We start from the raw sequence: 12,773 nt of genomic DNA on the forward strand, positions 1-12,773 counted from the left end.
TCTCGATTTCCGGAGTATTTTACAATCGAACGTGTGTACTGATGTATTTTTCTGTGGGAACAATAAGAAAATATCATTTTTGATATCGTCTGTTCTGTGCCCTGTAGCTTGACAGTTGTTTTGAAAATTGCATAGTATGTTCGATTCCTGTCAGAAAAGCCGGTGAAAGTGCTCTCCGTGCGCTCACAGGATGACAAGTTAACGCTAAGTTGTGTTTTTGGTATAGTTTAAGTTAAGTCAGGTGTTTTAAGGCGGTCTTTTTCATGGCAGTTCCTAAAAGAAGGATGTCTAAATCCAATTCTCGTAAGAGACGTAGTCACAATGGTGTCAAAGCGGCTAAGCCGACCTATTGCCCACAGTGTGGTACCGCGTCCCCTTCCCATGCCATTTGCCCTCACTGTGGTTTCTATCAGGGGCGAACCATCGTTGATTCTGAGGACTAAGCATCAATGCGGATTGCACTGGATGCAATGGGGGGAGATTTTGCCCCCGAACCGAACATAACAGGAGCCATTGCCGCATTGCAGGCAGACTCTGCGCTAAATGTAGTGCTGGTGGGTCCTCAAGATCAACTCGAATCTCAGATTGAAGCTTCCGGCTATTGTGGCGATCGATTATCGATCGTGCATGCGAGCCAGGTTGTTGGCATGGAGGAGAAACCGACGGACGCGATGCGTCAAAAGCCGGACAGCTCGATTTCGGTCTGCTGGAAATTAATGGCGGCTCGCGAAGTCGATGCTGTGGTGAGTGCAGGCAATACTGGCGCTGTCGTCGCATCGGGTTTGAAAACCCGGTTGTTTTTAAAAGACGTCAAGCGGCCTGGAATTGCAGTTACTTTGCCGACCCTTGCCGGCCATGCGGTTCTGATGGATGTCGGTGCGAATCCTTCGGCGCGTCCTTCGCACCTTTATCAGTATGCAGTGATGGGTGAAATTTATGCCCGCGAAGTGCTGCGTGTTGAGTCTCCCAAGATCGGGCTGATTAATATCGGCAGTGAAGACGTGAAGGGGAACGACCTCTATCGCGACACCTATCGACTGTTGACGGAAAGTCCTTTGAAAGACAGCTTCGTCGGAAATGTCGAAGGCCGAGGGCTCTATCAAGGCGAGGCAGATGTCTTGATTTGTGAAGGGTTTGTCGGGAATGTCGTGTTGAAGGTCAGCGAGGGAATGGCTGATTTTCTGATGAAAGAGGCATCGAAACATATTATCGGCAATCTTGACGTCGAGCGGGATAAAGCCAAGCAGGCCTTTCAGGATCTGGGTAAACGGTTCCGGTATCATGAAACTGGTGGTGCCCCGCTGTTAGGCATTGATGGGATCTGTATCATTTGCCATGGATCGAGTGATGCACATTCAATTTCCAATGCTTTGAGGGGGAGTGCCATGTTCAAGGATCGTGGCATTAATTCTCAGATCGCCGAGCATCTGGCACAGAAGCCCGTCGCGTAAAACCCGAGATTATTCATTTCAGCGCAGAAAAAATAGAGGGATCGACCAGTGAGCAGAATCGCTTTTTTATTCCCCGGACAGGGTGCTCAGCATGTCGGCATGGGCAAAACCATTGTCGAAAAATATCCCGCTGCCCGGGAGCTGTTTGATCGTGCTGCTGAGATTCTGCAGTACGATTTAGCCAAGCTTTGTTTTGAAGGGCCCAGCGAAGAGCTGGATTCGACAGTAATCAGCCAGCCGGCGTTATTTGTCACAAGTCTGGCTGCTCTAGAAATGCTGAGAGCAGATTCTCCCGATAAGGTTCTGGCGTGCGAAATGGCAGCTGGATTAAGTCTGGGCGAATATACCGCGCTGGTATTTGCCGGCGCGATGAGCTTTGAAGATGGTCTGAGAGTTGTGCAGCGCCGCGGTGAAGCGATGCAGGCGGCAGCTGACGCCAATCCCTCAGGTATGGTTAGTATTCTATTGCTGGATCGCGAAAAAGTGGCTGAGATCTGTCAGGCCGCTGCTTCAGCCGGAAAAATCTGGATTGCGAACTATTTATGTCCCGGAAATATTGTCCTTTCAGGCGAAAATAGTGCTTGCGAACGGGCAGCGGAATTAGCTGAGCAGGAAGGTGGTCGTGCGATTCCTCTGGCGGTGGCCGGTGCCTTTCATACGGAAATCATGAAGCCCGCAGACAGTTCGCTGTCTGAAGCACTAGCCGGCGTGGGGCTGAAAAAACCGGAAATTCCAGTCGTTTCCAACGTGGATGCGGAAATTCATGAAGATCCGGACGAAATCCGCGAACTACTGATACGACAGGTTATCAGCCCGGTTCTCTGGGAAGATTCCCTGCGGAAGATGCTTGATGACGGTTTCGATGAGTTTTACGAAATCGGCCCTGGCAAGGTTTTGAAAGGGTTGATGAAACGTGTGAATCGCAAAATTTCCTGCGAGACAGTCAACGATTCCTGAGTAAGGGGTTTCCGGGGGCTCTCGTTGCCCGGAGCTCACGAGCAGAAGACCAGTGGTGTGTTTTGGTGCATTTTGAGTATCCTGACCGGCCTTGATCAAATCTATCAACATGTGCTACAACAACTTACGATGGGTTGCTGAAGAAAATTCCCGGGAACTCAAATTCGTGTGTTCCGAGACTGGTAAACTCAGCCCAATCAAATTATGAGATAACTTTGGTGGAGTAGACAAGACTCATAATTCTTGTCTCATTTTAAGGTTTACATAAATAGGGAAACTGGATATATCTCGCTACCACTATTGGTAAATCTATCCAAGTTGGTTTGGCAAAGATGTTTCCAGCCATACAAAAGTAAAAATAAATCACTAAGACGGTGAAGGAGAAGAAGAGTGTCAATTGAAGAAAAAGTGGTTGGTATCGTTAGCGAGCAATTGGGCCACCCAAAAGAAGACATTACGCTGGAAAGTAAATTTATCGACGACTTAAAGGCCGACTCTCTCGACATCGTAGAGCTTGTCATGGAATTTGAAGACGAGTTCGATGTAACGATTCCCGATGATGATTATGACAAGATCAAAACTGTAGGCGATGTAGTCGGTTATATTACCGAAAAAGCCAGCTAATTCGCGGCGGGCACTACTTCGTTGCTGTTTCCGATGTTTTGATTTCTTAGAGTCCTGTCTTTTCATTGTAGGAAGTGTTCTCGAATGCGCAGGCGAGTCGTCGTTACGGGGGTTTCTGTTGTAACGGCTCTGGGTTTAGATGTCTCAGAGTTTTGGGACAAATTATGCGCTGGCAAAAGCGGTGTCGGTCCAGTCGAACGCTTTGATTGTTCCGACTACAAAGTCCGCTTTGGTGGGGAAATTAAAGATTTCAATGCCACCGAGTATACCAATATTTCTGCCAGAGACCTGAAGCGCGTGGATCGCTTTGTTCAATTTGGTCTGGTGGGGGCACATATTGCCTATCGGCAGGCTCAATTGGAAGACTTTGACGGCGATCCGTACCGCAGAGGCGTTCTGGTGGGAAGCGGAATTGGCGGCTTGAATGAAATCGAAAGCCAGCATGACCGCCTGTATAATCAGGGGCCGGCACGGGTTTCTCCCTTTATGATTCCCAAGCTGATGGTGAATGCGGCCAGCGGAAATATCTCGGTGACTTATGAGCTGAAAGGTCCAAACAGCGCTGTTGCGACTGCCTGTGCTTCTGCAACAAACGCGATTGGAGACGCCTTTAAGCTGATTCAAAATGACGTCGCTGATATTATGGTGACCGGTGGAAGTGAAGCCGCGCTGACTCCGATGGGGTTATCTGGCTTTGCTCGGATGAATGCGTTATCGACTCGCAATGATGACCCTCAGTCAGCAAGTCGTCCTTTTGATAAAGACCGCGATGGCTTTGTGATGGCAGAAGGTGCCGGCATCATTGTGCTGGAAGAGTATGAGCATGCTAAAAAACGGGGTGTTCCGATTCTGGCCGAAGTCATTGGATACGGAATGTCTGCTGATGGAACACACATGACAGCCCCGGATCCGGAAGGCCGTGGAGCGGCACGTGCCATGCAGCATGCTTTAAAGGACGCTGGTATCAATCCTGAAGACATTGATTACATCAATACGCATGGGACGAGTACTCCTTTAGGAGATGTCGCCGAGACGGTGGCGATCAATTCTGTGTTTGGTTCTCATGTGAAAACAATGCCGGTTTCCAGTACGAAAGGTCACTTAGGCCATTTGCTGGGAGCTTCAGGCGGCGTTGAATTTGTGGTTGCGGTGAAAGCGCTTCTGGAACAGGTAGGGCCTCCGACAATCAATCTGGATCAGCCGGACGAAAAATGTAATCTCGATTACATTCCCAATGAGCCACGCGATATGAAAATTGAGCGGGTTTTAAAGAACAGTTTCGGGTTTGGTGGGCACAACGCGTGTCTGGTTCTGCAAAAAGCGCCAGAGTAAGCGCTTGTGTTGAATCGGCTGTGTCACTCACTGATCGCATGGCTATAGACGCGCCTTCTTTTGGGGTGGCATCGATTGTGGGGGAGTTTTCCCAAAGAATTCTTCATCTCGCACTTGCTTCAGGGTTGAAAATCGTGCCTCGATTGTCTTAGCTATCCCTTGTTGCAGGTGCCTGGATGGGTCTGGGTGGTGTATGTATGTTGCTGTTCGCTGTCAGGTTGGGTTCAAGCGAATTGCAGTTGGTCGTTAGTGGCGTGCAAATTCTTCTTTTCCTATGATAAAGCCTGTGAGCAGGTTTTTAGCATGGAAGCGGGCAAGGGACTTGCCTGAGGCGAATATGTTTCTACGATGACAGTACATGATTCGAAGGCAGCTGTCGTAAGTAGGTAAGCGGGACTTTCTAAAGAGATTCAAATGAATACAGAATCACGGCGTCGTATCCTGATTACAGGGATGGGTATTCTCAGCCCGATCGGGATCGGTGTGGAAGAATTTCAAAATAGTTTGATGACAGGCAAATCGGGCATAAAGAAATCGGAGCTCTACTCCTATCTGGCAGCACCTGATACATGTGTCGCAGAAGTTTCTGATTTTAATAGTACCACGATCAAGAAGCAGTATCTAAAGCAGCAGCGAAAGAGTCTTAAGGTCATGTGCCGTGAGATTCAGTTAGGTGTGGCTTCAGCAAATCTTGCGATGGAAGATTCGGCACTCGACCTGAATGCTGTCGATAGTGAGCGGTTTGGTATTGAGTTCGGTGCGAATCTCATGTTGAGTCCGCCGGAAGTGCTTTTTGGTGCCTGTGTCGCCTGCAGCGAAGGAACGGAATTCCAATACGAACGCTGGGGGAATGAGGGGTTGGCCAAAATGGAACCTCTCTGGTTGTTGAAGTATCTGCCTAACATGCCTGCATGTCATATCGGCATCATTATTGATGCACGGGGACCGAATAACTCGATTACACAAGCCGAAGCCTCCGGGAATTTGGTGTTGGGTGAAGCACAGCGCGTGATTGAACGAGGATGGGCTGACGTGATGGTCGCCGGCGTGACGGGGACCCGGGTGCATGAAGTAAAATCGATTCATGCGAAGTTCTGGGAAGAACTGGCGGATGCTCCCGAAGATTTTGCCAAGCGTGCCCGTCCTTTTGACAAGGCACGGACCGGTCAGGTGGTTGGCGAGGCAGCTTGCTCGTTGCTGCTGGAAGAGAAAACACACGCTGAAAATCGTGGTGCAAAAGTTTGGGGCGAAGTCCTGGGAACCGGCGCTTCTTGTGTCGTGAATCGAGATGGATCACCTGATGCCAGAGCGGCTATGGCAAATGCAATTAAAGCTGCGATGAAGCGAGCAGGCGTTGAGCCTGGGGACATCGGTCATATCAATGCCCACGGCCTGGGCGAACGGTTGTTTGATGTGCAGGAATATCAGGCGATCCAGGATGTCTTTGGCGAGAAGGCTTCTGAAGTTCCCGTGACAGCCTTGAAGAGCTATTTTGGTAATTCCGGTTCCGGTTGTGGGATTGTTGAGGCCAGTGGTTCTCTGGTTGCTTTGAAGCAGGGAGTGATTCCCGCGACATTGAATTATGAGACTCCTGATCCCGATTGTCCTTTGAATGTGGTTCGGAACGAGCCTCTGCCAACAGAGAACAAGTTGTTCCTGAAGATCAGCACGACAGGATTTGGTCAGGCCAGTGCGTCCGTCATCTGCGGCGTCTGAGTGGATCACACGAAATAAAGAAAACAGCCTCGGAAAGATTGATTCTCTCCGGGGCTGTTTTTTTGCGTGTTTTCAGATTAGTCTGCAAGTATTAGAACTTCTTGAGTGCGTATTGTGCACCGCGGTAAGCAGACAGGTTTCTCAGGTTGGTGTTGAGTGTCTGCTCGAAATTCTGGGTTGCTTTTGCTGAATCACCGGCCAGGCGTGCCTTTTCTCCGATGAAGTAGTGTGCCTCGCAGGTTTGTGCTTTGGCGCGCTTTGGATCTTTCGGGTCAATCGATTTCATCAGGTCTGCTTCGGAGATCGCACCTAACAGAAATGCGAGAATCGTATCGACCGAATCACGCGACTCTGGTTTCTGAGAAAGGGTCGATTGAAATTTGGCGTCGGCAGCAGGCTTCTGATTGCTGCGTACCATGGCCATATAAATCCAGGGGTTGAGGACCTTCATCTGTTCTGGTGCCAGCTGGGCGGCCCGATTGAATTGGGCAAGTGCTTCCGGGAATTTCTGATTAAAGTAATAGGAGAAACCCAGGTCAGAATGCAGGGCTGCATTATTGGGGTCGAGTTGAACGGCCTGTTTCTGGTCTTCGATGGCTTGTGAAATTTTTCCTTGCAGGAGACGGGCTTCTCCCCGCATTCCCAGCACAAATGGCTGGTTCGGCGCGATGGATAAAGACTGGGTCAGGTCTGCCTCGGCGACTTGTGGTTTACCACCTTCCAGGTAAGCAAAGCCCCGGTTGGTAATGGCGTGGTGATATTGGGGATCAATCTGAATTGCGCGGGAGAAATCGTTGACTGCTTCCTGGAGTTTTCCCTGCTGCTGATAAAACATGGCGCGGTTATTATAAACGATAGGAGAGTTTGGTTGTTTCTGCACCACGTCATTGAAGCTGGCCAGTGCCATTTCGTTGTTGCCGGCTAACGCGTAGGCGTCTGGCAGTGCAAGTAGAGCGGCAAAGTGGTTAGGTTGCAGTTTAATTGTTTCGCTGAAGTCTTTTGCTGCATCTTGAGGTTTGTTCAATGGCAGATAGATCATTCCCCGCTGATAATGGAAGTTGGCACGTTCCTCTGCAGTCAGGTTCGGACGGGCAAGGATCTGATTGGCAACGTTGAGTGCTGTTTCCGCGTGGCTCTTTTTGTTTTCCATGACGGCCAGGTTCATCATGCCGTACAGGTAAGGCAGGTAGTAATTCACATTTTGGTTCTGGCTGAAGCGGATTGCTTCGCGGGCATCACCGACACCTTCTCGGATAATCTGTGTACTTCCCTTTTCTCTACCAGATTCGACGCGGGCACTGGCGCGGAGGTAGTAAGCGACATGGTCATCGGGTTTTTGCTGCAGGATCTGCGAGCTCAGTTCGATTGATTTTGCATAGTCACCTTGTTGCTGGGCCTGATCGGCCTGCATCTTTTGTTGGGCAAATGGGTCGTTGGGGTTAGGGGGTTGGGCAGCCGCAGTGGCTGGAATTCCAAGGCAGAGAATCAAAAGTGGGAGCAGGCGAAACATTACAGAGTGTCCTTCAAAACAGGATGATTTGTTGTTCAAATTCACAAACCCGGATCACGACTTGAGGGAATCGCTAAAACCGGGATTTCTCTTAAATACTATAGAAGTTTCCTGTTTTGATGGAGATCAATCTCTCAACATCATCAAGAAACTGGCTAAATGGTCAATTTCAACGACTTTTCTGCATTCATGGCATCCGTATGATGGTGTCTGTAAATGCTATCAGTAGTCGCGCTTCTGCGTCAATTCTACAATCTATGAGGTAAGTCGTTGTGAAATAGTTGCCTGCGGTGCTTGACATCTGAACGCGCGGAGATTAATTTCACTTGATAATAAAGTATTCATAGTAGGGATACTTTCATGCGCAATTGTTTTGCATACTGGTGTTCAGTAGGCATTGCGCTTGCAAGGGGTAGTAAGCCATCAAGGCTGTCTGTTTCTTTGTGATGAATCGGCATTCGTAAACTCGAATGGAGTCCTCTGATATGTAGGCTGGTTGGAACGCGAGCATCCGCTCACCAATCCGATTGTCGTGATTTGTTGTATTGTATATGCCAATCGCGGCTCTGCCTGACTGCCGTTTTGCGGTAGTGTGGGTAGTCATAAAGTGGGCATGTTCCCGCTTTTTTTTGTTAAATAGTGATACCTGAGAGGCTCGTCGATGTGGCAGCTTCAATTGTGATAGATAAAGATTTGACCGGTTCAGGTCTTGTTTGAGTAGTTTTCGAGTCAGTTGATCTGATCGACTGTCGAATGAAGGAAACACAATTATGGACGGTAAGGAAGTTCTCCGGATTGTTGATGCCATTCAACGCGATAAGAGTATCGATAAAGAAATCGTGTTTGGTGGAATTGAACAGGCTATCCTGTCAGCTGCGCGCCGACACTTTGGAGATGATCACGAACTTTCTGTAGATATTGACCGTGAATCGGGCGAGCCAACCGTTTATTGTGATAGTGAAAAGTTGGCTCAGGATATTCTGGGTGAGATTCTGGGGCGTGTTGCTGCTCAAACAGCGAAGCAGGTGATGATTCAGAAGATTCGTGAAGCCGAACGCGACACGGTCTTTGATGAATATATGGAGATGCAGCACCAGTCGGTTTCGGGAACAGTATCCCGGGTCGAAGGGGGCGCTGTTCTGATTAACCTGGGGAAAATTGAAGGCATTCTTCCCCGAGGCGAACAGATTCCCGGTGAATCATTTCGTGTCGGTGATCGTGTGCGGGCAATCGTCCTGGATGTGCGAAAGGCCGGGAGTCGCGTCAAAGTGATTCTGTCTCGGACCCATCCTGATATGGTCCGCCGCTTGTTTGAACTTGAGATTCCAGAAGTTGCCGATCGAATTATTGATGTGCGGTCACTGGCGCGAGAAGCCGGTTATCGTTCGAAAGTAGCAGTCTCCTGTATTGACAGCAGTATTGACTGTGTCGGAGCCTGTGTGGGTATGCGGGGCGCCCGAATTAAAAATATTGTTGATGAACTTGCCGGCGAGCGAATTGATATTGTTCGCTGGAATGATTCGCTTCAGGTTCTGGTGCCGAATTCACTGCAGCCTGCTGAAGTAGAAGATGTGATTTTGTGTCCGATGTTGGGGCGTGTGATTGTACTGGTACGCGATGATCAACTGCCGCTGGCAATTGGCAGAAAAGGGCAGAATGTGCGTCTGGCATCCAAACTGGTTGGTTGGGACATCGAGGTGATGACTCAAACCGAGCTGGACGAACAGCTGGATAAAACTGTTGAGGCCTTTTCTTCTATTCCCGGCGTTTCTGAAGAACTCGCAGAGAGTTTAGTCTCTCAAGGATTCTTCAGTTACTATGACCTGTCTGTCATTGAGCCGGATCAGTTGGCAGAGTTGGGCGGTTTGACTGCCGAGCAGTGTGAGCAGATTGTTGACGTTGCTGACCAGGAGAGTGAACGTGTTGAAGCAGAAGAAGAGGCGATGCGTGCTGCCAAGAAAAATCAGCCAGCTGGTTCAGTGGCAAAGCCGGAAACGCCGGTTCAGGAACCAGCATCACAGGTAGAAGAAGCTGCTGTTACAGAAGAAGTGGCTGTTGAAGAAGAAGCCGCCTCAGTTGAAGAAGAGGCTGTCGCAGAAGAGGCTTCTCAGCCAGAGGCCGTTGCTTCTGAGGAAGAAGTGCCTGCGGCTGTGGTTGATTCAGAAGTAGAGACCGGTTCTGACGACGCTACAGGCTCTGGGGAAGAACCGGTGAATGTGGATAACGCGGCGGAAGAATCGACGGAGAAGCAGGAATAGATCGTTTTATTACGAGTAAGTGTTATGAGGTGTTTTCGCCTCATAGGGCAATTCGTTTGAGTCTGAGTGGATTGGAAAACGTTTTGCAAATTTGTTCACGGGAGAAGGGCTGTTGAAGATTCGTATTTTTGCTCTTGCGAAAGAGTTGGGAATGGACAGCAAGGTGCTGATCGATGAATGTAACCAAGCGGGGGTGAAGTTAAAAAACTCCGCTTTGGCCAGCATCACGCCCGAAGAACGTGACATAGTCATAGCGTATTTAAACAAGAAGGACCAGCCTTCTGAGGGGGCCGCGGAACCTGCCGACCAGGCAACTCTGGTGCCTCAGCGGGAACCGAAGAAGATGCGGACCATTAAGGCGATGACGTCTCGGGCACAGACGTCTCGGTCAGCGCCTCCCAAACCCTCTTCGGAGTCTGAAGAATCTTCAGAGCCAGAAGAAGGTTCTGCTGGAGTCGCAGTAGAACAGGAAGACGAGGCAGAATCTGACGCAGTCACTGCGGAGAGTGCCCCCCCTGCAGAGGAAAAGACGGAAGCGCCAGCGGAACCCGTGGAGTCTCGCTCTGATTTACTGAAGCGTAAATCTGCGGAACAACCTGAAGAGGTGGAAAAGGACGAGTCAGATCAGGTTCTCAGTCGTGACGATTATGTGCCCGCCGGGGGGTCAATGAAAAGTTCCAGTATGCGTGAGATGAAACCACGGGGTTCGACTCGTTCTGGAAAGCAGCAATCAAAATCGAAAACCAAGTCCGCATTGCCTTCAGTCGCTGCACCTCCTGCCTACAAGCAGCCGGTGATTCCCAAGCCTAAGAAAAAAGAAGAGAAGGCTCAAAAGCCGGAAGTACGATTGACGGCTGACATTCTGGAACAGAAGAGCCCGCTGGCCGCTCATCTGGCACAACATACAGAGCAGAAAAAGAAGGATAAAGACAAAGACTGTGAGTCACCGGATGATGATTCAAAAGGTCGCCGCGGAAGTCTGAGTCTGGTTGAGGCGCGGAAACAGCGTCGCGAGCAGCGCAAAGAAGGTCGCCGGGTGTTTGCTCCGGATGGAACAGAACAGCAGGATGTCGTTGGTCGCCGTCCCCGCCGTTCGAAGCGGAAACACGACACCGGACCGATTGTTCATAAAACAGAAGCCGAAGTCGAAGTTCCAATGACGGTGCGGAGTCTGTCCGAAGCGATGGGGCGTCCTGCGAAAGCTATTATGTCAATCTTGTTCAAAGAGTTTGGCGAGATGGTGACGATCAATCAGATTATCGAAGAGGAGACTGCATTGGCAGTGGCACTGGAATTGGGTGTGGACCTGACCTTCAAACGACAAAAGGGAGCACAGGAAACGGTTACCGAGATTGTGGAGATGGAAGATGCTCCGGAAGATCTTGTAACCCGTCCGCCAATTATCACAGTCCTCGGGCACGTCGATCATGGAAAGACAACTTTGGTTGATTCACTGCGCAACTCTAAGGTTGTCGAAGGGGAAGCGGGGGGAATTACTCAACATATCGCCGCTTATCAGATCGATTACAACGGTCACAAGCTGACGTTTGTTGATACACCCGGTCACGCCGCCTTCAGTGAAATGCGTTCGCGGGGAGCCAACGTGACTGATATGGTCGTGCTGGTTGTTGCCGCCGATGATGGTGTGATGCCTCAAACCGCGGAAAGCATCAGCCACGTGAAGGCCTCAGGTGTCCCGATGGTTGTGGCCATGAACAAGATTGATTTGCCGGATGTCAACGAACAAAAGGTATTACAGGATCTGACAGCCCAGAATGTGCTTCCCTCCGAATGGGGTGGTGAAACAGATGTGGTCCGTGTCTCGGCTCTCAAAGGGACCGGGTTGGATGATCTACTGGAAACCCTGTTGTTGACGGCTGAACTGCACGAACTCAAAGCAAACCCGAACCGGCCCGCGGTCGGCGTCTGTCTGGAAGGGTTCCGCGACGAAGGTCGTGGTTCTGTTGCCTGGTTGATTGTTCAAAAAGGAACTTTGCGAATTGGCGATGCCGTCATTTGTGGCAAATCTTATGGTTATATCCGTGCCATGTACGATGATATGGACCAGCAGATTGAAGAAGCACCGCCGGCAATGCCCGTCAAAGTGACTGGTTTGGATACGGTGCCTGGTGCGGGCGATCACTTCGTCGTTGTCGACGATATCGACCAGGCCAGAGCATTAGCCGAAGAACGGCGGCACGAAGGGCGTGCTGATGTACTGTCGCGACATAGTGGTGGCCCACGTACGCTGGAAGACATTCTGGGTTCTGCCCGGGAAGGTGCGATCCAGGATCTGCCGCTGATTATCAAGGCAGATACTCCCGGATCTCTGGAAGCCATTCGCAGCGAGATCGGAAAGTTCGAGCATCCTGAAGTGCGCGTTAAAATTCTGCATGAAGGCATCGGCGGTGTGAACGAGAGCGATGTTTATCTGGCAAGTGCATCGAATGCCATCATTATCGCTTTTCATGTTGTTGCCGAAGACCGTGCTCAAAACCTGGCGTCACAGGAAGATGTGGAGATTCGTCGCTACAGCATTATTTATGAAGTGGTCGATGACATCAGGCAATCGCTGGAAGGCTTGTTGCGTCCCGAACTGGTGCAGGAACAAACAGGACGTGCGTTGGTGCTGCAGACATTTTCGATCAGCCGATTTGGTAAGATTGCCGGGTGTCGCGTTCTTAACGGAACCATTAATCGCAATGACCGGGTCCATCTGATTCGAGATCAGAAAATTCTGAACCAGTATCCGATTGCTTCGTTAAAGCGAGAAAAGGATGATGTCAAGGAAGTTCGCGAAGGCATGGAGTGTGGTATCTTGCTGTCAGGATTTAATGATATTAAAGAGGGTGACCTGTTAGAAGCATTCCGGATCAATGAAGTCAAACGAACACTCGATTCGAAATCGAGCTAAATAGTGAATGC

Annotated in this window: 9 protein-coding genes; 8 read left to right on the top strand and 1 reads right to left on the bottom strand. The window is 49.9% G+C overall.

Features of this window, described 5'->3' with window-relative positions; translation table 11 throughout:
* Positions 1–263 precede the first annotated feature (263 nt).
* The 6 genes from rpmF (at position 264) to Enr17x_RS06295 (ending at position 6,080) form a co-directional block, all read left to right on the top strand.
* Positions 264–443 (top strand): 50S ribosomal protein L32, encoded by a 180-nt coding sequence (rpmF, locus tag Enr17x_RS06270; protein ID WP_145212611.1) that lies wholly within the window; start codon positions 264–266, stop codon positions 441–443.
* A gap of 6 nt (positions 444–449) precedes the next feature.
* Positions 450–1,451 (top strand): phosphate acyltransferase PlsX, encoded by a 1,002-nt coding sequence (gene plsX / locus Enr17x_RS06275; protein ID WP_145306922.1) that lies wholly within the window; start codon positions 450–452, stop codon positions 1,449–1,451.
* A gap of 48 nt (positions 1,452–1,499) precedes the next feature.
* Positions 1,500–2,408, top strand: a complete 909-nt coding sequence (gene fabD, locus Enr17x_RS06280) for an ACP S-malonyltransferase (RefSeq protein ID WP_145306924.1) — start codon at positions 1,500–1,502, stop codon at positions 2,406–2,408.
* A 390-nt stretch (positions 2,409–2,798) separates the two neighbouring features.
* Positions 2,799–3,032, top strand: coding sequence for an acyl carrier protein (acpP, locus tag Enr17x_RS06285; protein ID WP_145306926.1), 234 nt, complete (start codon positions 2,799–2,801; stop codon positions 3,030–3,032).
* An 84-nt stretch (positions 3,033–3,116) separates the two neighbouring features.
* Positions 3,117–4,364: a beta-ketoacyl-ACP synthase II gene (gene fabF, locus Enr17x_RS06290; protein WP_145306928.1), complete on the top strand. Its 1,248-nt coding sequence runs from the start codon at positions 3,117–3,119 to the stop codon at positions 4,362–4,364.
* A gap of 414 nt (positions 4,365–4,778) precedes the next feature.
* Complete coding sequence (locus tag Enr17x_RS06295; RefSeq protein ID WP_145306930.1) at positions 4,779–6,080, top strand: beta-ketoacyl-[acyl-carrier-protein] synthase family protein; 1,302 nt, start codon at positions 4,779–4,781, stop codon at positions 6,078–6,080.
* Between the two features lie 91 nt (positions 6,081–6,171).
* On the opposite strand, the gene Enr17x_RS06300 is transcribed toward Enr17x_RS06295, so the two are convergent.
* Positions 6,172–7,590, bottom strand: a complete 1,419-nt coding sequence (locus Enr17x_RS06300) for a tetratricopeptide repeat protein (protein WP_145306932.1) — start codon at positions 7,588–7,590, stop codon at positions 6,172–6,174.
* A 770-nt stretch (positions 7,591–8,360) separates the two neighbouring features.
* Between Enr17x_RS06300 and nusA the strand changes: the two genes are divergently transcribed.
* Both nusA and infB read left to right on the top strand, forming a co-directional pair.
* Positions 8,361–9,848 carry a transcription termination factor NusA gene (gene nusA, locus Enr17x_RS06305; protein WP_145306934.1) on the top strand — a complete coding sequence of 496 codons (1,488 nt, stop codon included), beginning with the start codon at positions 8,361–8,363 and terminating at the stop codon, positions 9,846–9,848.
* A 112-nt stretch (positions 9,849–9,960) separates the two neighbouring features.
* Positions 9,961–12,762: a translation initiation factor IF-2 gene (gene infB / locus Enr17x_RS06310; protein ID WP_145306936.1), complete on the top strand. Its 2,802-nt coding sequence runs from the start codon at positions 9,961–9,963 to the stop codon at positions 12,760–12,762.
* Positions 12,763–12,773 lie beyond the last annotated feature (11 nt).

Source organism: Gimesia fumaroli (assembly GCF_007754425.1).
Taxonomy (GTDB): domain Bacteria; phylum Planctomycetota; class Planctomycetia; order Planctomycetales; family Planctomycetaceae; genus Gimesia; species Gimesia fumaroli.